Raw genomic sequence first — 23,180 nt, forward strand, 5'->3', positions numbered from 1 at the left:
GCACGCTGGCGCCCTCACCAGGCGCCAGCGTTCTCTTGTACACCAGATTTGTCCAAGGTAATCGGTCATGGCCAAGCCTTCTTTCATGAACCTTTGGAATGCCTACCCCATTGTTGCAGCACCTTGCGACGGACCTTGGGACAACCAATGTGCGATTCGTATGAGCATCGCGCTAAATGGCGAGCATACGATCAAGGTCAACGCCAGAACGTACAGTGGGCCGCGTTGCGCCCATGGGCACGCCAGAGGCGCTGAGTCGTTGGCGAACTGGCTATGGAAACTCACCTTGGAGCGCCTATGCAATTGAGCGGCAGCGCCATGGACAGAAAGAAGCTCAATGGCAAACGCGGCCTCATCTTCTTCAAGGATTGCTTTGCACGCTCGGGACAGTCCTTCGAACACCGTAGCGGGGACCACATCGATCTTTGGGATAGAGGCCGGGTAACAGGCTCCTTCGCCGATCAAGCACATCGCTCCAAGGCCGTCTGGTTCTGGGAGCTAACATGAAGAGGCTGATCAAGGTCGTACCCGGCCTTCTAGCCCTACTTGCCATGAATGCGTGTGGCGAACACCTAACGTCATCTGCGCCGCCCAACTCACAAGTCACCCTTGGCGGGCAAACGCTTGCGCTGGTGAGTCACCAAGGCCGCTGCGCCTTGCAAAAAAGCGATCAATCGCTTTTGGAGCTGCAGATGCCGTGGCCATGCCAATTGAGCCCCGAACGCAACACTGGCCGGCCTCGAGTGGAGCAGTTCAGAGGAGCACAGGTCATCATTGTGAGCCATGTCGAAGCCGATCCCTCAACGCCTGGGCGATGTGATAGCCAGTATCAGGCCGTGCGCCTGATGGACAGCGTGCTCGAACCTTCCATCTTGGCAAAAGGTGGGAGCTGCATGACCGGTCCCTTGGACCAGAAGGACTTCGTGGGGCTATTCACGTGGTAGCCGACATCGCCGCCCGCGACCGCCTGCAACCCTCGCTTCTCGATCGTCTGACCGACGATGATCCCGGCAATCCGCAGGAAGCTCCGGACAAACGCGTACTGTCGCTGCAACAGCTCAAGGCCTCGGTCCTGCGCGACTTGGCCTGGCTACTGAACACCACCTCGTTGCTCGACAGCGACGATACCCTGAATACCCCGGCCGGCACCTCGGTGATCAACTACGGACTGCCTGCGTTGGCCGGCAACTGCGCCACCAACATCGACCTGCTGGCGCTCGAACGCATCATTCATCAGGCCATCGCCACCTATGAGCCGCGTATCCTGGCCCACACGCTGCGGGTTCGAGCACTCACCGCGCCGGCTGAAATGAACGCCAACGCCTTGAGCTTCGAGATCGAGGGCGATCTCTGGGCTCAGCCTGCGGCCCTGCCGCTGCTGTTGCAGACCGACCTGGACCTGGAGTCCGGGCAGGTGCGCGTGACCACGGCCGATCGTCGGAGACGCGCATGAATCCGCGCCTGCTCGAACTGTACAACCAGGAACTGCGCCACATCCGCGAGAGTGCTGCTGAGTTCTCCCGTGAATATCCCAAGATCGCCGGGCGCCTGACGCTCTCCGGCATCGAATGCGCCGACCCTTATGTCGAGCGCCTGCTCGAAGGCTTCGCCTACCTGACCGCACGGGTGCAGTTCAAACTCGACGCCGAGTATCCGACCTTCACCCACAACCTGCTGGAAATCGCCTACCCGCACTATCTGGCACCGACCCCGTCGATGACCATCGTGCAGTTGCAGACCGACCCCGACGAGGGCTCGCTCAGTGCCGGTTTCCCGCTGCCGCGCGGCAGCGCATTACGCGCCAACCTGGGCCGCGATTCGCAAACCCCCTGCGAATTCCGCAGCACGCAAGAGGTGACCTTGTGGCCGCTGCAGGTGGCGCGCGCAGAGTACTTCGGCAACCCAGGCGCCGTACTCGGCCGCCTCGCTGCCAGCGAGCCCAAGGCCCGCGCGGCCTTGCGCCTGACCCTGCGCAGCGGCGCCGAGATTCCCTTCTCCAGCCTGCCACTCAAGCACTTGCCGTTGTACCTCAATGGTGCCGACGAGATGCCCTACCGCCTGTACGAGCAGTTGCTCGGCAGTGCCTGCGCGGTGTTCGCCCGCCAGCCCGGCGCCGACTGGGTCGAGCGCATCCCGCTGGAACAGGCGCTGCGCCCATGCGGTTTCGACGACCATGAGGCCGCCCTGCCGGTGGTGCCGCAAGCCTTCCAGGGCTACCGCCTGCTGCAGGAGTATTTCGCCCTGCCGCAACGGTTCCTGTTCGTCGACTTCGCCGGGCTCGAGCGCGCAGTCAAGCGCTGCAACGGGCAGGAGCTGGAGCTGCTGGTCCTGTTCGAGCGTTTCGATTCGACCTTGGAAAACAGTGTTGGCGCCGAGCGCCTGGTGCCCTTCTGCACCCCGGCGATCAACCTGTTTCCACGCCGCACCGACCGTATCCACCTGACCGACAAGGTCAACGAACACCACGTGATCGCCGACCGTACCCGGCCCACCGACTTCGAAATCCACTCACTGCAGGCCGTCACCGGTCACGGCACCGGCTCGGACCAGTCGTTCCTGCCGTTCTATGCGGTGCGCGACCCATCGCGCTACGGTCGCGACCAGGCCTACTACATCCTGCGCCGCGAACAGCGCGTGCTGTCCAGCGAGCAGCGGCGTACCGGCACGCGCTCGAGCTACCTGGGCAGCGAGACCTTCATCAGCCTGGTCGACGGTCAGCAGGCGCCCTACCGCCACGACCTGCGCCAGTTGGGCATCAGCGCGCTGTGCAGCAACCGCGACCTGCCACTGTTCATGACCGTGGGCGACGGCCGCAGCGACTTCAGCCTGGCCGACAGTGCGCCGGTTTCGGCGGTGCGCTGCCTGGCCGGTCCCTGCCGGCCCAAGGCCAGCCACGCCCATGACAACCGCGCCTGGCGCCTGATCAGCCAACTGTCGCTGAACTACCTGTCGCTGACCGAACAGGGCCAGGGCGCGGCAGCGTTGCGCGAACTGTTGCGCCTGTACGGCGACAGCCAGGACAGCGCCTTGCACCTGCAAATCGAAGGTCTGCGCGAGGTCAGCGCCAAGCCTTGCACCCGGCGCCTGCCGATGCCAGGGCCGATCGTGTTCGGTCGAGGCCTGGAAATCACTCTGGAATTCGACGAGAACGCCTTCCGTGGCACGGGGGTGTTCCTGCTGGGTGCGGTCTTCGAACGCTTCCTGACCCGCTACGTCTCCATCAACAGCTTCACCGAAACCGTACTGCGCACCACTGAGCGCGGCGAGATCATGCGATGGAAAGCCAAGCCCGGACGCAGGCCGACCCTGTGAACATTCTCCAGGACATGCAGGCCGAGCCCTGGGCCTTCGACTTCTTCCAGGCGTTGCGCCGTCTGGAAGCCGAACACCCGGAGTTGCCGCGTTTCGGCCACGCCCAGCGCTTGGCCGACGAGCCCGTGCGCCTGGGTCAGCACCTCGATTGCAGCTTCGCCCCGGCGACCCTGGCTTCGGTGACCCACAACGACACCGGCCCGGCCCGTCTGGAGCAGTTCTTCTTCGGCCTTGGCGGTCCCAACGGCCCGCTACCGCTGCACCTGACCGAATACCTGCGCGAGCGCCAGCGCAATCACGCCGACCACACCAGCAAGCGCTTCCTCGACATCTTCCACCACCGTCTGCTGACCCTGTTCTACCGGGCCTGGGCCGAGGCACGGCCGACCGTCAGCCACGACCGTCCCGGTGACGACTACTGGGCCGCGCGCCTGGCGGCCCTGAGCGGCCGCGGCCAACCCGAACTGCAAGACCAGGGCATCCTGCCGCACACGGCCAAACTGCACTACTCCGGTCACCTCGCCGCGCAGACGCGTTATCCCGACGGGCTATGCAGCATCCTGTCGAGCTACTTCGACGTACCGGTGCGCATCGAAGAGTATGTCGGCCAATGGCTGGAGCTGCCCGAGCGCAGCCGTCTGGGCGTGCAAGCCAACCGGCTCGGCGTGGACTTGTGCCTGGGCCGTCACGTGTGGGACCGCCAGCACAAGTTTCGCCTGTGCATCGGTCCGCTGAGCCTGGAGCAGTACCACGCCCTGCTCCCCGGTGGCCAAGCCTTCGTCGAACTGGCGGCTTGGGTCGCCGAATACCAGGGCCACGAACTGGACTGGGAGCTGAACCTGATCCTCGCCCGCGACCAGGTGCCTGCACTGCAACTCGACGCCCGCCGGCGGCTGGGTTTCGACACCTGGCTGGGGCAACCCGAACACGATGCCAACGACCTCAAGCTGGCCCGCTACTACGCCGAGCAGCCGGTTCAATCCCCCCGTACAAGGAGTCCGCAACATGGGTGAAATCAGTCGCGCCGCGCTGTTCGGCAAACTCAACAGCGTGGCCTACAAAGCCATCGAAGCCGCCACGGTGTTCTGCAAGCTGCGCGGCAACCCCTATGTGGAACTGGTGCATTGGTTGCACCAGTTGTTGCAGTTGCAGGACAGCGACCTGCACCGCATCGTGCGCCAGTTCAACGTCGAGCCGGCGCGCCTGGCCCGGGATCTCACCGATGCCCTGGACCGCCTGCCGCGCGGCTCCACCTCGATCACCGACCTGTCTTCGCAGGTGGAAGAAGCGGTGGAGCGTGGCTGGGTGTACGGCAGCCTGATGTTCGGCCAGAGCCAGGTGCGAACCGGCTATCTGCTGGTCGGCATTCTCAAGACGCCAAGCTTGCGCAACGCCCTGCTGGGGCTGTCGAGCGAGTTCGCCAAACTCAAGATCGAGGCCCTGAGCGAGCGCTTCGACGAATACGTCGGCGACTCTCCCGAGAACGACCTGGGCGCCAGCGACGGCTTCAACGCGGCGGTGCCAGGCGAGGCCAGTGGCGCTGTCGCCCCCGCCGCGATGGGCAAGCAGGAAGCGCTCAAGCGCTTCACCGTCGACCTCACCGAGCAGGCGCGCAGTGGCAAGCTCGATCCAATCGTCGGACGCGACGAGGAAATCCGCCAACTGGTCGATATCCTCATGCGCCGCCGGCAGAACAACCCGATCCTCACCGGCGAAGCCGGCGTGGGCAAAACCGCCGTGGTCGAAGGCTTCGCCCTGCGCATCGTCGCCGGCGACGTGCCGCCGGCGCTCAAGGACGTCGAATTGCGCAGCCTGGACGTCGGCCTGCTACAGGCCGGCGCCAGCATGAAGGGTGAGTTCGAGCAGCGCCTGCGCCAGGTCATCGAAGACGTCCAGGCCTCGCCCAAGCCGATCATCCTGTTCATCGACGAAGCCCACACGCTGGTCGGCGCCAGCGGCGCAGCCGGCACCGGGGATGCCGCCAACCTGCTCAAACCGGCCCTGGCCCGCGGCAGCCTGCGCACCGTGGCCGCCACCACCTGGGCCGAGTACAAGAAGCACATCGAAAAAGACCCGGCACTCACCCGGCGCTTCCAGGTGGTGCAGGTCGATGAGCCGAGCGAGCCCAAGGCCTTGCTGATGATGCGCGGGGTGGCCTCGACCATGGAGAAACACCATCAGGTGCAGATCCTCGACGAAGCGCTGGAAGCGGCCGTCAAGCTGTCGCACCGCTACATCCCCGCGCGGCAATTGCCGGACAAATCCGTGAGCCTGCTCGATACCGCCTGCGCACGCGTGGCCATCAGCCTGCACGCCGTGCCCGCCGAAGTGGACGACAGCCGCCGGCGCATCGAAGCGCTGGAAGTCGAGTTGCAGATCATCGCCCGCGAGGCGGCCATCGGCGTGAACACCACCCAGCGTCAGGCCTCGGCCGAGCGCCTTCTGGCCGAAGAGCGCGAGCGCCTGCAAACCCTGGAAAGCCGTTGGAGCGACGAAAAGGCGCTGGTCGACGAGTTGCTGGCCACCCGCGCACGGCTGCGTGAGCAGGTCGGTGTCGTCGACCAGGACGTGGACGCGCAGGGCAGCCATGAACTGCGTGAGCAACTGATCGACCTGCAACAGCGCCTGAGCGTCTTGCAGGGCGAAAGCCCATTGATCCTGCCCACCGTCGACTATCAAGCCGTGGCTTCGGTGGTCGCCGATTGGACCGGCATTCCGGTCGGGCGCATGGCGCGCAACGAGATCGAGACGGTTCTCAACCTCGACAGCCACCTGGCCAAGCGCATCATCGGCCAGGACCACGCCTTGAAGATGATCGCCAAGCGCATCCAGACCTCTCGCGCCGGGCTGGACAACCCGAACAAGCCCATCGGTGTGTTCATGCTGGCCGGCACCTCGGGCGTGGGCAAGACCGAGACGGCGCTGGCCTTGGCCGAGGCCCTGTACGGCGGCGAGCAGAACCTGATCACCATCAACATGAGCGAGTTCCAGGAGGCGCATACCGTCTCCACCCTCAAGGGCGCGCCACCCGGCTATGTCGGCTACGGCGAAGGCGGTGTGCTGACCGAGGCTGTGCGTCGCCGGCCGTACAGCGTGGTACTGCTCGACGAAGTGGAGAAGGCTCACCCCGACGTGCACGAAATCTTCTTCCAGGTGTTCGACAAGGGTGTCATGGAAGACGGTGAAGGGCGGCAGATCGATTTTCGCAACACGCTGATCCTGCTCACCACCAACGCCGGCACCGAGCTGATCGCCGACATTTGCCAAGATCCAAAGACCCTGCCGGAGCCCGACGCGGTAGCCACCCTGCTGCGCAAGCCGCTGCTGGAGATCTTCCCGCCCGCCCTGCTCGGCCGCCTGGTGACCATCCCCTACTATCCGCTCAGCGATGCCATGCTCCAGGCCATCACTCGCCTGCAACTGGAGCGTATCCGCAAGCGCGTGGAGGCTACGCACAAGGTCGGCTTCGCCTACGACGACGCGGTCGTGGAACTGATCGTCTCGCGCTGCACCGAAACCGAGAGCGGCGGGCGGATGATCGACGCCATCCTCACCAACGGCCTGTTGCCGGACATGAGCCGCGAGTTCCTCACCCGCATGCTCGAAGGCAAGCCGCTGGCCAGCGTGCGCATCACGGCTCAGGACAACGAACTGCACTATGACTTCAGCGCGGCCGATTGAGCGCCGCACCCACGGGATCCTCCATGCTGTTCACGCAAACGACGCGCCTGGCGCAGATCAACAGCCCCTTGGGGCCGGACGTGCTGATTCTCAGCGAGCTGGGCGGCAGCGAAGAGTTGGGCCGGCTGTTCGAGTTCGAGCTGAGCCTGACCAGCCAGAACCCAGCAGTCGATCTCAACCTGCTGCTCGGCGCGCCCTTGAGCGTTTCCGTGCAGACCCACGGCCTGAGCCAACGACACTTCCATGGCATCGTTGCACGCTGTAGCCAGTCCGTCGCCCGTGGCCAATTCGCCAGCTATCGGGTCACGTTGCGGCCCTGGCTGTGGTTGCTGACGCGCACCAGCGACTGCCGGATTTTCCAGAAGATGACGGTGCCGCAGATCATCCAGCAGGTGTTCCGCGACCTGGGGTTCTCGGACTTCGAGGACCGTTTGAGCCGCAGCTACCCCGAGCGCGAGTACTGCGTGCAGTACTGCGAGACCAGCTTCGATTTCGTCAGTCGCTTGATGGAAGATGAGGGCATCTACTACTACTTCCGCCATGAAAAAGCCCGTCACGTCCTGGTGCTGGCCGACGCGTTCATCGCCCACCACAAAGCACCCGGTTATGAGGCCGTGCCGTTCTACCCACCGGATGGCCAGCACCGCGAGCGTGACCACATCAACGACTGGCATCTGGCCCGCGAGGTACAGCCAGGCTCGCTGGAGCTCAACGACTACGACTTCGAGCGTCCCAGCGCGCGTCTGGACGTGCGTTCGGTCATGCCACGGCCACACTCCGGCGGCGCCTATCCGCTGTTCGACTACCCCGGTGGCTACAGCAAGACAGAGGATGGCGAGCAGTATGCGCGCACGCGCATGGAGTCGTTGCAAAGCCTGCACGAACGCATCGACATGCACGGCAACGCCCGAGGGCTGGCCTGCGGCCACCTGTTCGCCCTCACCAGCTTCTGGCGACTGGACCAGAACCGTGAGTACCTGATCGTCGCAGCGCGTTATCACATCATCCAGGAGTCACTGGAAACCGGCGGCGGCAGTGGTTCAGGCCAGTTCGAAAGCGACCTGACCTGCACCGATGCATTGCAGACCTTCCGTTCGGTTTCCAGCACCACCCGGCCAAAGGTCATGGGTCCGCAGACCGCCCTGGTGGTCGGCCCCAAAGACGAGGAAATCTGGACCGACGAACACGGCCGGGTCAAGGTCCACTTCTACTGGGATCGCCATGACCAATCGGACGAGAACAGCTCCTGCTGGATTCGTGTTTCGCAATCCTGGGCCGGCAAGAACTGGGGCGCGATGCAGATTCCGAGGATCGGCCAGGAAGTCATCGTCAGTTTTCTGGGAGGTGATCCCGACCAGCCGATCATCACCGGTCGTGTCTACAACGGCGAGCAGACGGTGCCCTACGACCTGCCGGCCAACGCCACCCAGAGCGGCATGAAAAGCCGCTCGAGCAAAGGCGGCAGCGCAGCGAACTTCAATGAGATCCGCATGGAGGACAAGCGCGGGGAGGAACAGCTGTACGTGCACGCCGAGCGCAACATGGACACGGTGGTGGAGCAGAACGAGACGCTGTCGGTGGGCGCCAGCCGGGTGCAGACGGTGGGCATGCTGGAAACCATTACCATCGGCCAGGACCGAATCAGGGCAGTGCGCCGTGACGACATGCTGATGGTGGGCGCCAGCAAGACCGACAGCGTCAGTACCAGCTACCTGATCGAGGTAGGCGAAAACCTGCGCCTTGTGTGTGGCAAGAGCGTGATCGAGCTCAACGCCAGCGGCCAAATCAACATCAGTTGCGAGCAATTCAGTTTCCACGCCAGTAAGGACGGGGAAATCAACACAGATGGCACCCTGGATCTCAATGTCGGAAGCGGCGCCCAGACCTCACCGGACAAGCAAGGTGTAAAGAAGGACATCGACGACGCGGTCAAAGCCCTCTTTCCGAACTCAGGCAAGTAACGAGACCTTTCATGAACTACCGCCTCAATGAATTTTGCCTCGCGCTGCCCGATACCGACGTGCGCGATACCAGCATCAACATCCTGCGCTTCGAGGCGCTGGGCACCTCGCTGATCGTTAGCCGCAGTGCGCTCGCGGATGACGAAACGCTGCAGAGCAACTTCGATGGTCAATTGCAGCGTCTGCAACAGCAGGTCAAGGACTTGCAATTCCAGCCGGCTCACCCGGTGAAGGTGGGCGCTGCAAAGGACATCGATGCCATCGAGCTGAGCAGCCAGTTCAGCAAGGGCCAGGAAATGGTCTACCAATACCAATTGGCGCTGGTGCTGCCGGGTACGCGCAAGATGTTCGCCCTGAGCTACGTGAAGCCCTCGCCCCTGGGTGAAGCCGAAGCGTCACACTGGGCCGCCATCAAGCAGTCGCTCGACTTCGACAATCTAGGCTGAACCGGTATGTCGGACGCATTCTGGGCAGCGCGCGAGGGTGACGCGCTGATGCACACCTCGATGATGGCCGATATCGTCGGGGGCGTGCTGGAAGTGGCAGCCAACGTGGCGATCGGCGCACTGGCCACCGCGGCCGTGGGCGCAGCGCTGGGCATCACCGTGGCTACCGGTGGGCTGGGCTGCTTCGTGCTGGGCGCTGCCGTCGGCCTGGTGGTCGGTGTGGCCATGGCCAAGAGCGGCGCCGATACCGGACTGAGCCGATTATGCGACGGCATCGGCAACGCCCTGTTCCCGCCTTCGGTGCAGGCGCACATCGCTACCGGCTCGGGCAACACCCACACCAACGGCAAGCCTGCCGCCCGTGCAGCAGGCATCGTCACCGGGCCGGTGGGGCCGGCAGCGGACGCCTCCGGCCAACCAGCGGGCGAGGAGCCGGAAGAAAGCTTCCTGGACATGGCCAAGGGCTTCTTCTCCCAAATGTGGCGGCCGACCGTGGCGACACCGGCGCCCAATACCCAGGAAGCGGAAGACGACAAGATCCTCTGCGACAAACATCCGGCGATGCCGCCGCAGTACCTGGCCGAAGGCTCCAGCAAGGTGCTCATCAACGGCCACCCAGCCTGCCGCAGTGGAGATCGCAGCACCTGCGAGGCGGTAGTGGTGGACGCTGGCGAGATTTCCAGCAACGTGCGCATCGGCGGCGAACCCATCGTGGTGCGCGAGATCCGCAGCGGCAAGACACCCGGCATCGGACTGGCGATCACCGCGCTGATGCTGCTGCGTGGGCGCGGCGGCAAGTTCTACAGCAAGTTCGGCTGCATGCTCATCGGTGGAGTGACCCAACTGGTCACTAGCCAGGTCACCAGTGCCCTCACCTCGGCCATCGTCGGCTCGCCCAACCCGGTACATACACCGACCGGCGCCAAGCTGCTCAATGGCGAGGACGATCACGACTTCGACCTGCCGGCCCTGCTGCCCATCACCTGGCAACGCTACTACAACAGCCACGGCCAACGCGAAGACGGGCTGCTGGGCACCGGCTGGAGCGTGCCGTACGAGGTCTACCTCGAGCTCAAGACGCACACGCAAGGTGGCGAAGAGCTGGTATTCGTCGACGAGCAGGCCCGGGCCATCGAAATGGGCATTATCGTGCCAGGCGATGCGGTCTATAGCGCGGCCGAAGGCTTGAGTGTGCGTCGCGACCACAACGGCGAGGTGTTGATCGAGGACCGCGACGGCCGCTACCGGTTGTTCCAGCCCTGCCCCGCCAACCCCATGCGTCTGCGCCTGAGCCAGATCGGTGATCGCAACGACAACCGCCTCTTTCTCGATTACGACGACAGCGGACGGCTACGTGGGCTACGCGACACGTTCGACCAGACCGAAGCGCTCTTGAGCTACGACCCGCAATGGCCGCAGCGCCTGAGCCAGATCGAGCGGCGCCTGACCGACGCGAGCGTCGAGCCACTGGTGAGCTACGGCTACGATGGCGCTGGTCGCCTCGCGCAGGTCAAGAATCGCCACGGGCAGGTCACGCGCCGCTTCAGCTACGACACTGGCGGACGCATGGTCGAGCACCAACTGCCCACCGGTTTGAGTTGCTACTACCAATGGGCGCAGACGGCGGATGGCTGGCGAGTGATTCGTCACTGGACGGATGCAGGTGATGAGTACAGCTTCGAGTACGACCTGACAGCGGGCATCACACGCGTCACCGACGGACTGCAACGGGTCACCACACGCCACTGGAACGACCAGTATCAGATCACGGCCTACACCGACGCCTTGGGGCGCACCTGGCGTTTCGACTGGAACGCAGACCGGCAACTGCTCGGCGCCAGCGACCCGGACGGCGGACGCTGGTCGTTCAACTACGACGAGTCCGGCAACCTCAGCGAGACCTTCGACCCTCTGGGCCGCTGCGTATCGACGCAGTGGCTGGAGCATTGGGCGCTGCCCCGCTCACGCATGGACGCCGCCGGCCACTGCTGGCGATACCACTACGATTCCCGTGGCAACTGCATCCGCGAGACCGATCCGCTCGGCCAGACGACCCACTACCGGTATGACCCACACGGTCAGGTGATCGAAATAACCGATGCTGCAGGTCGGGCCAAGCAGTTGCAGTGGACCGACTTCGGCGCCCTGCGTGCCCTGACCGACTGCTCCGGCTACACCACGCGTCTGGATTACGACCACCGAGGACATCTGGCAGCGCTCATCGACGCCCACGGCGAACGTACCGACTACCAGCACGATGCGTCCGGACGACTGGTGCAGGTGCGCCTGCCCGACGGCCGCACTCAATCTTTCGACTATGCCGTGGGCGACCGGCTGGCTCGTCATACCGACACTGCCGGCCATCAGCGTCAGTTCCAGTACGATGCGCGCGGCCAGTTGCGGCAGTTGATCGATCCCTTGGGCCGTACCGTGGAGTACCGCTACGACCTGTACGGCCGATTGCTCAGCCTGACCAACGAAAATGGCGAGCAGTACCGCTTCACCTGGGATGCCGCCGATCGTCTGGTCGAGCAGCGGGACCTGGACGACAGCGCCAAACGCTATCACTACGACGCTCTCGACTGCCTCTCGCGGCTCGACTACCTGCCCGGACCGCACGGGACCGGCCTGGCGCTGGTGTCCCCGACGCCAGCGGCCGTGATCAGCCATTTCTTCGAGCGTGATGCTGGCTGCCGGCTGCTGGCCAAGGTGACCGACGATGGCCGTACGGAGTACCAGTACGACGCCCTAGACCAACTGCTGCAGGCCTGCTTCACCGACAACCAAGGCAAGCGCGAGACCGTCGCGTTCGCTTTCGATGCCCTCGGCCGGCGGACCCAGGAGCAGGGCAGCAATGGAACCCTTCATCACCGCCATGACGCACTGGGCAATCGCCTGCAGACCTGGCTGCCGGATGGGCGTACGCTCAACCAGCTGTACTACGGCAGCGGCCATCTGCATCAGGTCAACCTGGACGGCAAGGTCATCTGCGATTTCGAGCGCGACCGCCTGCACCGTGAGGTGCTGCGCATTCAGGGCGGGTTCGAGACGCGCAGCGAGTACGATCGCGCCGGCCGCATTCGCTCGCGCCTGAGCCACCCCCGAACAGTACCCCGACGTCTGCCCGCACCGTTGCAGCAACGCTTCGAGTACGACCTGGCGGACAATCTGGCCGTGCGCTTTCGGCAGAGTCCCCAAGGTATCGTCCAGCAACACCTGCAACACGATGCCAACGAGCGAATCGTCAGTAGCAGCCAGCCCCATGCTGCGCTGCCCGACGAAGTCTTCGCCTACGATGCAGCCGCCAACCTGCTCGATACGCCGTCGCTGGGCTGGGTACGGCATAACCGCGTGCTCACCTATCAGGACAAGCGCTATCGCTACGATGCCTTCGGCAGGCTGATCGAAAAGCGCAGCGCCAGGCGTGGCCTACAGCGTTTCGCCTACGACGCCGAACACCGCCTGATCGAGGTGCGCAGCCACAACAACGGCCGCGAGCGGATCGTGCGCATGACTTACGACCCTCTGGGCCGGCGTATCGAAAAAAGTGAACACGACGAGACGGGACGCCAGTTGGGCCTTTCGCGTTTCGGCTGGGATGGCTATCGCCTGCTGGAGGAAGTCCGGCATGGCCAGCACAGCCTTTACCTCTATGACGACCAGGACAGCCATGAGCCTCTGGCGCGCGTTGAAGGTGTAGGCGCTCACCAGCGGGTGCATCACTACCAGAATGACCTCAATGGCCTGCCGGAACGCCTGAGCGACGACACCGGCCAATTACTGTGGCAGGCCCAGTACCAGGTGTGGGGCAATACCGTCCAGGAAGTTCGCCAGGACGGCTTGGTCCAGGAGCAGAACCTGCGCATGCAGGGTCAATACCTGGATCGCGAAACCGGCCTGCACTACAACACCTTCCGCTTCTACGACCCGGATATCGGCCGCTTCACCCAGCCTGATCCGATCGGCCTGGCGGGCGGGCTGAATCTTTATCAGTACGCCCCGACACCGGCGACCTGGATCGATCCGCTGGGGTTGGAGGTCTGCAGGCTGAACAAAAAGAACATGGCGAAGCTGGACGCCAAGAAACCGACCAACATGGTCCGGCCGCATCGCCATCATATCGTTCGCGAATATGCACCGCGAAATTGGAAGCAGGAGAATCGCGACTACATCCTCAACGCCCAGGCGATCATGAAAAAGCACAAGATCAACCTGAATACGGACTTGAGGAATTTCACCTGGGCGGAGAATGGCCGTGGGACGCACAGCGTCGCTTCGGCCAGGAAAGTCTACGAGCGCCTACGAGAAGCCGACGGCGGGGGGCGCAAAGCGGTGATCAAGGAACTCGCCGAGTTGGGCAAAGAATTTACAGCAGGAGACTTCAGCAAATGAACGACGCCCAGCCACTCTTCGAACAGCACGAAGCCGAACTGCGTCGCCTGTACGAGGACATCGCAGAGGGCAAGGTTTCGAAAGTACGTGCCTTCGTGCAGGAGCATGCGAATCTGCTGACCCTGCCCCGCTACGGCAAGGGCGACGAGCAAAGCCTGCTGCACATCGCGGCCCGAAATAGCCAGCACGAAATCTGCGCGCTATTGCTGGACGCAGGCCTGGAGCCGAATCGAACTTTCATCGATGGCGGCCACGCTACCGCGCTGGCTCTGGCAGCCAGCGAGGGCGATCTGGCAACGTGCACATGCCTGCTGGACGCAGGCGCCTGGCCAGACGGCTCGCCCTGGAGCGTGCGCCCGCCCCTGTACGCAGCCGCCCAAGGTGGCCACGACGACGTGGTGACGCTACTGCTTCAGCGAGGCGCAGGCCCCGACCGGCTGCACCTCTACCTCAACAGAAGTCCTCTGGACGCCAGCCGTGTGTGGGGCCACCCAAGCACCGAGCGGCTGCTGCAAGACAACGGCGCCCACGGCACGCAGGATCCCGAGACCGGCGTCGAAGACAGTGCAGCGCAGACCCTGGTCAACTTCGTCGACCAGACCCTCGGGCACGTGCTGCCCACTGCCTTCTCGCCCCCCACCAATGACTCGCGCATCGACCTGCACATCAGCCTGATCGACGGCAAGACCACCCACAAGCTCTTGTTCACCACTGGCCTGTACCAGGCCACGCCGATGACCGAGTTGTGCCTGTGCCTGCCAGGCGAATGGCCCCTGCCGCAGGCCGGAATCCCCGACGATGCGGCACGACGCTTCCCGGTCAGCCTGCTCGAGCGCCTGGCTGCGCTTACCTTCGAGGAGGCGCCGCTGAGTGAAGGCACATTGATCCTGCGCAGCGACACACGCTTTGCCGACCTGGCCTGGCCCGAGAAGACCGATGCCTTGCTGACGGTCGACAAGCCCTGGAACAAAGCGGCGGACAGCCGAACGCACACGCCGGACAGCGTTTACCTGCTGACGCTGGCTCCGGTGGCCTTCAAAAAGTGTCCGACCGGCAAGGCCTTGACCTCACTGATCGAGCGCAAGCGCAAGGGAAGCTGGAAGACACTCGCCCTGGCGTTGCCAAACCCATCACGGTGAATTCGCACCTCGCGACCTTGCACGCAAAAACGAAACAGCCCCGACAAATGCCGGGGCTGTTGGTTACGCCAAAACCGGATCAGAAGATGCTGATCGGGTACTCGACGAACACGCGCACTTCGTTGCCGTCGTCGTTGTAGCCATTCTGACGCACGGCATCGTTGGTGCGCAGGAACGAGCCGCGCAGCTTGACCGACAGGTCTTTGGCCGGGCCTTCCTGGACCACGTAACGGACCTGGCTGAAGATCTCGCGTTCCTTGCCTTCGCCCCAGCCCTGCGGGTTGCCGACGGTGCGGGTGTTGATGTTGTCACCCACCACATAGGCGATCTTGTAGGTCAGCCCCGGAACGCCGAAGGCGCCGAAGTCCAGGCCGTAGCCAAGCTGCCAGGAACGCTCGTCCTCGGCGTTGAAGTCGGACCAGTAGGAGTTGGCCAGGTAGATGGTCGAACCGCCGTCGCCCACGCCGCCTTCGTTCTGGTACCAGCCGTAGTTGTAGCCGGTGCTGCCGGTGCTGCGCTGGTGGGCCAGGGTGAAGGAGTGCGGACCATAGGCGTAGGTCGCCGCCAGGCTCCAGATGGTGTTGCGGTCGCCATTGAGGCCGGCTTCACGCACGTACTGGCTGTCGATGTCCGACTTGTAGCCGTTGAAGTCCAGGGTCAGGGACTGGTCGGCGGCGATCGGGAAGACGTAGTTCAGGCCCAGGTAGTGGCGCTTCATGACGTCTTCGTTGTCCGCGGTGTACAGCGAGGCAGTGAAGTTGTCGGTGAACTTGTAGCTGCCGCCGAGGACGTTGATCGACTTCAAACCACCGCCGTCACGACGCTGAGCGCTCTTGCGCGCTTCCTGGGTGAAACGACCGGCGTTCAGTTCCAGCCCTTCGATTTCCTTGGAGGTGATCAGGGTGCCGGTGAAGCTTTCAGGCAGCAGGCGCGAATCGTCGTATTGCAGGACCGGCAGCGCGGGCATCTGGTCGCCGTACTTGAGCACGGTGTTGGAGATGCGGAACTTGACGGCACCGCCAGCGCGGGCGAGGTCATTGGCCGCGTCGCTGCGACCTTGAGCGTCAGTGGTGTTTTCGCGCTTGAAGAAATCGATACCGCCGCCGCCGTTGCGGCCCTTGCCGCCATCCAGGCGCAGTGCATACAGGCCGAAGGCATCGACGCCGACACCGACGGTGCCCTGGGTGAAGCCGGAGGAGAAGTTGGCGATCACACCCTGGCCCCACTGGGACTGGTCGTTGACGCCGTGCTTCTTGTCACGATTGATGAACGCGTTACGCAGAAGGACGTTGGCGTGGCTGTCCTCGATGAACCCTTTGCTCTGGGCTTGGTCGTTGGCCTGGGCCTGAGTGGCGGCGATGAGTGCCAGCGCAACCAGGCTGATCCTTGTATTCAACATGTTGTTTTCCTTACTACCGAATCAGAACGCTCTGCTACGTAAACGCCAGGAACCAACGCCCCTTCGTAGGTTCGACGCGTGTATCCAAACGGAGGGCGGCGCTGCTGTGCAGAGCGCGCGCCTCGTCCGGCGCTCGGCCATGGGATGGCCGGCAGGCGTAGAGGCCGCATCCTATCCGCGCGCGCGAACGAATGTCAAAAAAACGTGAAATGAAGGTTGATATAACCAAATTGAAGCTTTGGGCTGGTGTAAATCCGTGGAGATTGGCTCACAGGGAGTTATTCCTTCTCTTTTTCGGACGTGTGTACCAAAGCCAGCGCCCTCTCGCTGGGGTCCCAAGCTACTGGCGGGAGGCGAGTTACAAATTGATACATACGTCATGATTCAAGCTGACAAATAGCGAAGCAGTAGCAAATAGCAAGCATTACCATTCGCATCCTTTCTCGCGACCCTTTGTCGGATGCCATGCCATGCCTGCTCCCCGCCGCTTCAGATCCCTACCCTTGGGCTTTTCGCTGATGTTCAGCACCAGTCTCGTCAGCGCCGCCACCCTGCTCCCGGAAATCTCGATTTCGGCCGACACCGACCGTGAACGCGACAACCCCAGGGTCAAGGACGTCAGCACCGCCACCCGTACCTCGACCCCGGTACGCTACGTGCCGCAGGCCATCGACACGGTCAAGACGGCCAATGTACTGGACTACGGCAGCAATAGTCTGGGCAAGGCGCTGGAGGGCATTCCCAACGTCAGCAGCGGCGCCGACACACGCTTCGACAGCCTGCGCATTCGCGGCTTCGATGCCAGCAACGATTTCTATCTGGACGGCGTGCGCGATGACAGCCAGTACGTGCGCGACCTGCACAACATCGAACGCGTCGAAGTGCTCAAAGGCCCGGCGGCAGTGCTTTACGGTCGCGGCAGCCAAGGCGGCATCGTCAACCGGGTGAGCAAGGCGCCGGAGCATGGTCGTCGCTCGACCCTCGAAGTCCAGGGCGGCAGCGAGGACCTGCGCAGCCTGTACGCCGACCTCAGCGCCGACCTGAACGATGACATCAGCGTGCGCCTGAACATGGGCAATCAGGACAACAACAGTTTCCGCGACGGCATCGACGGCAACCGCCAGTTGTTCGCCCCGTCGATGAGCTGGCAACTGAGCCCCGAACTGAACTGGTTGGTGCAGTACGAATACAGTCGCTACAACCGTACGCCTGATCGCGGCATTCCCGGCGTCGGTGGTCGTCCGGCCGATGTGGGTCGCAGCACCACCTATGGCGATACGCAGCGCGACTTCATCGACGACCGGGCGCAGTCGCTACGCTCGCGGCTGAACTATCAGCTGGGCGACAACTGGCAACTGCGCCACACCCTGAGTCTGTTCAAGCTCGACAGCGAGTTCGACAACACCTACCTCACCGGCTACATCCCCAGCACCCAGCGGGTGGTTCGTCAGCGCTGGCAGCAGGACCTGAACACCCGCAACCTGTTCAACAACCTCGAAGCCGAGGGCCAGGTCAGCACCTGGGGGCTGGACCACACGCTGTTGCTGGGTGTGGAATTCGGCAACCAACGCCGCGACCCCCGGTTGTACACCGCGCGCGCGGTCAACGCCGGAGGCCAGGCGGTGCCAACGCTGGACCTCAACGCCCCGAACCGACGGCTGCAACACACCGGGCCGATGGTGGCGTCGAGCTACAACCACACGGTGGTCGACAGCCGTGGTCTCTACCTGCAGGACCAGATCCGCCTCAACGATCAATGGCAACTGCTCGCCGGCCTGCGCTTCGACCAGTTCGAGGTGCAGACCCAGAACAGGCTGCGGGGCATTTCCGAAAAACAGAACGACAACAGCACCAGTCCGCGCCTTGGTGTGGTGTACTCGCCCTGGCAGGCGCATTCCTTTTACGCCTCCTGGAGCAAGACCTTTTCCCCGGTCGGCGGTGGCCTGATCGGCATCACTCCCGGTGCAGCAGGCAACACTAACGAGACCGCGCCGGAGAACACACGGCAGAAGGAAATCGGGGTCAAGAGTGACTGGCTCGACGACCGCCTGAGCACCACCCTCGCCGTCTACGAACTGGAGCTCTACAACCGTCGCACCAGCGATCCGGACAACCCGGGTATCACCGTGCTCACCGGCCTGCAGCGCTCACGCGGGGTCGAACTGACCGCCCAGGGCAAGCTGGTGGGCGACTGGTACCTGCGCGGCGGCGTCGGTCTGCAGGATGCCACCATCGTCAAGGACAACAACGGACTGGCGGGCAACCGAGTCAACAACGTGGCGCGGCGCAATGCCAGCCTGTTCCTGACCTGGAAGCCGGAGTTGGGCTGGTACGCCGAAACCGGCCTGACCCTGGTGGGCCAACGCTACGCCGACAACCAGAACACCACCGTACTGCCCGGCTATGGCCGCTGGGATGCGCTGGTCGGGTTGCGCACCCATGACTGGGACGTGCGCGCGGCCCTGTCCAACCTCACCGACAAGACCTACTACAGCGCCGCGACCAGCGCCGCGCAGATCCAGTTCGGCGACCCGCGCAGCCTGGTGGTGACCGGCACTTACAGCTTCTGATGCAGCCAGGCTCTATCCAGAACGCCGACTCTAGGCTTCAATACGCGTTTTTTGCGGATACACCCGAGGATTCACGGCATGGCTTCCAACACCAAGCAACAGAAACGCGCCAAGCGCGCCGCCTCCAAGGCCAAGCAGAACCGGATGGTGCGCAGTGGCCAGGCGGTCAAGGCCAGCTCGGGTGAAAGCACCAGCGTCGAGCAGGTGTTCAACAAGGCCATGGATTCGGGCAGCTACGACGCGTTGTTCGAGAAGATGAAGCAGGCCCAGGAGAACGGCCTGGAGGCGATGATTTCGGTGTTCCTGGTCGACCCGCTGCTGGCGCTGGTGCTCAAGGGTCACAAGGAAGAACACGCCACCGACTATATCGTCTTGGTGTTCACCGCCTACCGCGCCTGGCTCGATGGTGCCGATGACGCGGCCACCATGGTCTGGCTGGAAAGCGATGAATTCCAGGCGGCCTATGTGGCGGCGTCGGAAGCAGTGGCCAAGCAGCAGCAACAGCAGAAACAGTTCGGCTGACGCCATTTCGCAGCCATGAAAAAGCCCCTCGGGTCGATCCCGAGGGGCTTTTGCGTAAGTCGCGCAGGCAATTACTGCAGCGACGGTGCCTCGCCCGCTTCCTGCATGCGCTGCAGTTCCTGGGCGTACAGGGCATCGAAGTTCACCGGCGACAGCATCAGCGCCGGGAACGAGCCACGGGTCACCAGGCTGTCGAGGGTTTCACGCGCGTACGGGAACAGGATGTTCGGGCAGAACGCGCCCAAGGTGTGGCTCATCGACTGCCCGTCCAGGCCCGAGATCAGGAAGATGCCGGCCTGCTGGACTTCGGCGATGAACGCCACTTCGTCACCATTCTTGACGGTGACCGACAAGGTCAGCACCACCTCGTGGAAGTCGCCTTCCAGGGCCTTCTGACGGGTGTTCAGGTCCAGCGAGACGCTCGGCTCCCACTGCTGGCGGAAAATCTGCGGGCTCTTGGGCGCTTCGAACGACAGGTCGCGCACGTAGATGCGCTGCAGCGAGAATTGCGGGCTGTTCTCTTCGGCAGCGCCGTTGGTCTGTTGGTCAGTCATGGCAGATCCTTGTCTGAAAAAGGGTTGAAAAGGGGCGTGAATCAGGCCTCGAGCAGGGCGTCGAGCTTGCCCGAGCGCTCCAGCGCAAACAAGTCATCGCAACCGCCGACATGGGTGCTGCCAATCCAGATTTGCGGCACCGAGGTACGGCCGGCCTTCTGCGCCATCTCGGCACGCAGTTGCGGCTTGCCGTCGACACGGATTTCCTCGAAGGCCACGTTCTTGCTCGCCAGCAGTTGCTTGGCGCGCATGCAGTAGGGGCAGTAGTCGCTGGAATAGACGATGACCGGTTGCATATCACTTCACCAGGGGCAGGTTGTCGGCTTTCCAGCTGGACACGCCGCCGCTGAGCTTGGCGGCGGTGTAGCCGGCTTTGAGCAGGTCGCGGCAGACGGTGCCGGACTGCTGGCCCATCGCGTCGACGATGATCAGGGTCTTGTCCTTGTGCTTCTCCAGCTCGGTCATGCGGCTGGCGATCTTGTCCTGGGGAATGTTCAGCGCGCCGACGATGTGCCCGGCAGCGTACTCCTTGCCTGGACGGATATCGATCACCACGCCTTTGTCGGCGTTGACCAGCGCGGTCAGTTGACCGTTGCTCAGGCTCTGACCGCCACGGCGGATCTCGTTGAGAAGCAGCAGGATCAGCAGAATGAAGAAGATCGCAACCAGGATGAAGTGATCTGTCGCAAATTGAATCAGGTGAGCAACCATCAGGGGTGTTCCAGGCGATTGAAAATGCCGGCCAGTATACACAGCCACTCAGGCCGGCCAAAGCCCGCCGGGCCGGTGCGAAAACCCGCCTTGCGCAGGATACGGCGGTGCGCTGGTCGCGCGGCCCGACGAATATTCGCCGCCTCTGGCCGATTTCCCCTAAAATGCGTGTCTTTATCATCTTTGAACAACCGTGAGTTTGATCGATGACGAACCTCCCCAAGCCCCTGGTCCTGATCATCCTGGATGGTTTCGGTCACAGCGAAAGCCGCGAATACAACGCCATCCTCGCCGCCAACACGCCGGTCTACGACCGCTTGCGCGCCACCCAGCCGCATGGCCTGATCTCCGGCTCCGGCATGGATGTCGGCCTGCCGGACGGGCAGATGGGCAACTCCGAAGTCGGTCACATGAACCTGGGTGCCGGGCGCGTGGTGTACCAGGACTTCACGCGGGTGACCAAAGCCATCCGTGACGGTGAATTCTTCGAGAACCCCGTGCTTACCGGCGCCGTGGACAAGGCCGTGGCCGCTGGCAAGGCGGTCCACCTGCTGGGTCTGCTATCCGATGGCGGTGTGCACAGCCACCAGGATCACATCGTCGCCATGGCCGAACTGGCCGCGCAGCGCGGCGCCGAGAAGATCTACCTGCATGCCTTCCTCGATGGCCGCGACACCCCGCCGCGCAGCGCGCAGTCATCCCTCGAACTGCTCGACGCCACCTTCGCCCGACTGGGCAAGGGCCGCATCGCCACCCTGATCGGCCGCTACTTCGCCATGGACCGCGACAACCGCTGGGACCGCGTCAGCGCGGCTTACAACCTGATCGTCGACAGCGCCGCCGACTACAGTGCCGACAGCGCAGTGGCCGGCCTGGAAGCGGCCTATGCCCGTGACGAGAGCGATGAATTCGTCAAGGCCACGCGGATCGGCGAGGCCGTGAAGGTCGAGGACGGCGATGCGGTGATCTTCATGAACTTCCGCGCCGACCGCGCCCGCGAGCTGTCGCGCGTCTTCGTCGAAGCGGATTTCAACGAGTTCCCTCGCGCGCGCCTGCCGAAACTGGCGGCCTACATCGGTCTGACCCAGTACTCGGCGAAGATCCCGGCTCCAGCCGCATTCGCCCCGGCCAGCTTGCACAACGTGCTCGGCGAGTACCTGGCCAACAACGGCAAGACTCAACTGCGCATCGCCGAGACAGAGAAGTACGCCCACGTCACCTTCTTCTTTTCCGGCGGCCGCGAAGAGCCGTTCGAAGGTGAAGAACGTATTCTCATTCCGTCGCCGAAGGTCGCCACCTACGACCTGCAACCGGAAATGAGCGCACCGGAGGTCACCGACCGCATCGTCGAAGCCATCGAGCAGCAGCGCTTCGACGTGATCGTGGTCAACTACGCCAACGGCGACATGGTCGGCCACACCGGCGTATTCGACGCCGCCGTGAAGGCGGTCGAAGCGCTGGACGGCTGCATGGGCCGTATCGTCACGGCACTGGAAAAAGTCGGCGGCGAAGCGCTGATCACCGCCGACCATGGCAACGTCGAACAGATGGAAGACGAATCCACCGGCCAGGCGCACACCGCGCACACCACCGAGCCGGTGCCGTTCATCTATGTCGGCAAGCGCAAGGTCAAGGTCCGCGAAGGCGGCGTGCTGGCGGACGTGGCGCCGACCATGCTCAAGCTGCTGGGGCTGGAGAAACCCGTCGAAATGACCGGCACCTCGATTCTGCTCGACGCCTGAGCCGGTTCACCGCTGCACAATGAAAGCCCGATGCGATTGCATCGGGCTTTTTGCGTTTCAAGGGTTCAGCGAAAGCGATAGCCAACGTTGACCATCATGGCGTTGCCCCCCAGCAGCACCGCCTCGATGCCCACCGGCCCCAGGTGGGTGCCCAGCGCGGGAATGATCACCGGTGCCACGCCAAAGCGATTGAGCGGCAGCTTGTCGCGGTACTTGCCGCGATAACCCTGCAGCAAACCGGCACTGACCTTGGCGTACACCGGCCATCGGTCATGCTGCCAGGCCTTGCCGCCGTAGGCGTAGACCGAGCGCTGGCGGAACGAATTGCGGAAGGTTGCAGCACCGTACAGCAGGCCATCGGCGCGATTGCGCTCCAGGCCGATGAGTTCCTGACGCTCGTTGTGGTCCGGGTCGGGATTGAAGTGTCGGGTGTAGACACTGGTCTGCAAGGTCCAACTGTCCTGCTCGGTGGATGCAGCAACGGACGGAATGAGGACGATCAGCAGCAAGCCTGCGCACAACAGGCAGTGCCCTAACCGGAGCAAAGGGAAGGATATCGACATGGAAGCTCTCGCACAGCAGGAAGAGGACGGGCAGACGGATCGGCGTTTGCCACGCAAGGGCCGTCGATGGTAAGCGCGGTCGTCGCAGCGCTTCATGCCGAGCTTTCCGACCTTCACAACGGATAAGTCCGATATTTCATGCGGCTTTCCTGACAAACGCGGCCCTCCTGCCGCTGGCAGGCGTTTTT

17 protein-coding genes and 1 pseudogene are annotated in these 23,180 nt (G+C 63.5%); 13 read left to right on the plus strand and 5 right to left on the minus strand.

Features of this window, described 5'->3' with window-relative positions:
• The first annotated feature begins 67 nt into the window (after positions 1-67).
• The 10 genes and pseudogenes from Q7C30_RS05410 (at position 68) to Q7C30_RS05455 (ending at position 14,931) form a co-directional block, all read left to right on the plus strand.
• A pseudogene (locus tag Q7C30_RS05410) lies at positions 68-507 on the plus strand (type VI secretion system amidase effector protein Tae4).
• Positions 504-944, plus strand: a complete 441-nt coding sequence (locus Q7C30_RS05415) for a hypothetical protein (RefSeq protein WP_304483492.1) — start codon at positions 504-506, stop codon at positions 942-944. Before Q7C30_RS05410 ends, Q7C30_RS05415 begins: the two are co-directional and overlap by 4 nt.
• On the plus strand, positions 938-1,453 hold the full coding sequence (tssE, locus tag Q7C30_RS05420) for a type VI secretion system baseplate subunit TssE (protein ID WP_029613831.1): 516 nt from the start codon (positions 938-940) through the stop codon (positions 1,451-1,453). Before Q7C30_RS05415 ends, tssE begins: the two co-directional genes overlap by 7 nt.
• Positions 1,450-3,312 carry a type VI secretion system baseplate subunit TssF gene (tssF, locus tag Q7C30_RS05425; protein ID WP_317870929.1) on the plus strand — a complete coding sequence of 621 codons (1,863 nt, stop codon included), beginning with the start codon at positions 1,450-1,452 and terminating at the stop codon, positions 3,310-3,312. The genes tssE and tssF overlap by 4 nt, the downstream gene beginning before the upstream one ends.
• Positions 3,276-4,325, plus strand: coding sequence for a type VI secretion system baseplate subunit TssG (gene tssG, locus Q7C30_RS05430; protein ID WP_317870930.1), 1,050 nt, complete (start codon positions 3,276-3,278; stop codon positions 4,323-4,325). The genes tssF and tssG overlap by 37 nt, the downstream gene beginning before the upstream one ends.
• Positions 4,318-6,993 (plus strand): type VI secretion system ATPase TssH, encoded by a 2,676-nt coding sequence (gene tssH / locus Q7C30_RS05435; protein WP_317870931.1) that lies wholly within the window; start codon positions 4,318-4,320, stop codon positions 6,991-6,993. Before tssG ends, tssH begins: the two co-directional genes overlap by 8 nt.
• Before the next feature lie 23 nt (positions 6,994-7,016).
• Positions 7,017-8,954: a type VI secretion system tip protein VgrG gene (locus Q7C30_RS05440; protein ID WP_317870932.1), complete on the plus strand. Its 1,938-nt coding sequence runs from the start codon at positions 7,017-7,019 to the stop codon at positions 8,952-8,954.
• Between the two features lie 11 nt (positions 8,955-8,965).
• Positions 8,966-9,400, plus strand: a complete 435-nt coding sequence (locus tag Q7C30_RS05445) for a DcrB-related protein (protein ID WP_317870933.1) — start codon at positions 8,966-8,968, stop codon at positions 9,398-9,400.
• Positions 9,401-9,406: 6 nt separating this feature from the next.
• The gene (locus tag Q7C30_RS05450; RefSeq protein ID WP_317870934.1) at positions 9,407-13,792 is read left to right on the plus strand and encodes an RHS repeat-associated core domain-containing protein; all 4,386 of its coding nucleotides are present in this window, start codon (positions 9,407-9,409) and stop codon (positions 13,790-13,792) included.
• Entirely contained in the window at positions 13,789-14,931 is a 1,143-nt protein-coding gene (locus Q7C30_RS05455) for an ankyrin repeat domain-containing protein (RefSeq protein WP_317870935.1), read from the plus strand. The genes Q7C30_RS05450 and Q7C30_RS05455 overlap by 4 nt, the downstream gene beginning before the upstream one ends.
• Positions 14,932-15,010: 79 nt before the next feature.
• Here the strand turns inward: Q7C30_RS05455 and Q7C30_RS05460 are convergent, their stop codons facing one another.
• Positions 15,011-16,330 carry an OprD family porin gene (locus tag Q7C30_RS05460; protein WP_029613835.1) on the minus strand — a complete coding sequence of 440 codons (1,320 nt, stop codon included), beginning with the start codon at positions 16,328-16,330 and terminating at the stop codon, positions 15,011-15,013.
• Positions 16,331-16,800: 470 nt separating this feature from the next.
• Between Q7C30_RS05460 and Q7C30_RS05465 the strand changes: the two genes are divergently transcribed.
• Both Q7C30_RS05465 and Q7C30_RS05470 read left to right on the plus strand, forming a co-directional pair.
• Positions 16,801-18,900 (plus strand): TonB-dependent siderophore receptor, encoded by a 2,100-nt coding sequence (locus Q7C30_RS05465; protein ID WP_317870936.1) that lies wholly within the window; start codon positions 16,801-16,803, stop codon positions 18,898-18,900.
• A 78-nt stretch (positions 18,901-18,978) separates the two neighbouring features.
• Positions 18,979-19,422: a hypothetical protein gene (locus Q7C30_RS05470; protein ID WP_029613836.1), complete on the plus strand. Its 444-nt coding sequence runs from the start codon at positions 18,979-18,981 to the stop codon at positions 19,420-19,422.
• Positions 19,423-19,493: 71 nt separating this feature from the next.
• Here the strand turns inward: Q7C30_RS05470 and secB are convergent, their stop codons facing one another.
• From secB to Q7C30_RS05485, 3 genes are read right to left on the minus strand one after another with little or no spacing between them, the layout of a single operon-like run.
• Positions 19,494-19,976: a protein-export chaperone SecB gene (secB, locus tag Q7C30_RS05475; protein WP_039582608.1), complete on the minus strand. Its 483-nt coding sequence runs from the start codon at positions 19,974-19,976 to the stop codon at positions 19,494-19,496.
• Positions 19,977-20,017: 41 nt separating this feature from the next.
• Complete coding sequence (gene grxC / locus Q7C30_RS05480) at positions 20,018-20,272, minus strand: glutaredoxin 3 (protein WP_029613837.1); 255 nt, start codon at positions 20,270-20,272, stop codon at positions 20,018-20,020.
• Position 20,273: 1 nt separating this feature from the next.
• Positions 20,274-20,687 (minus strand): rhodanese-like domain-containing protein, encoded by a 414-nt coding sequence (locus Q7C30_RS05485; RefSeq protein ID WP_317870937.1) that lies wholly within the window; start codon positions 20,685-20,687, stop codon positions 20,274-20,276.
• Positions 20,688-20,893: 206 nt separating this feature from the next.
• Here Q7C30_RS05485 and gpmI point away from each other — a divergent pair, with 206 nt between their 5' ends.
• The gene (gene gpmI, locus Q7C30_RS05490) at positions 20,894-22,429 is read left to right on the plus strand and encodes a 2,3-bisphosphoglycerate-independent phosphoglycerate mutase (protein ID WP_317870938.1); all 1,536 of its coding nucleotides are present in this window, start codon (positions 20,894-20,896) and stop codon (positions 22,427-22,429) included.
• A 65-nt stretch (positions 22,430-22,494) separates the two neighbouring features.
• Here the strand turns inward: gpmI and Q7C30_RS05495 are convergent, their stop codons facing one another.
• Complete coding sequence (locus Q7C30_RS05495) at positions 22,495-22,992, minus strand: sn-glycerol-3-phosphate transporter (RefSeq protein ID WP_317870939.1); 498 nt, start codon at positions 22,990-22,992, stop codon at positions 22,495-22,497.
• Between the last annotated feature and the right edge of the window lie 188 nt (positions 22,993-23,180).

This window comes from Pseudomonas sp. RAC1, from assembly GCF_030658255.1.
Taxonomy (GTDB): Bacteria; Pseudomonadota; Gammaproteobacteria; order Pseudomonadales; family Pseudomonadaceae; genus Aquipseudomonas; species Aquipseudomonas boreofloridensis.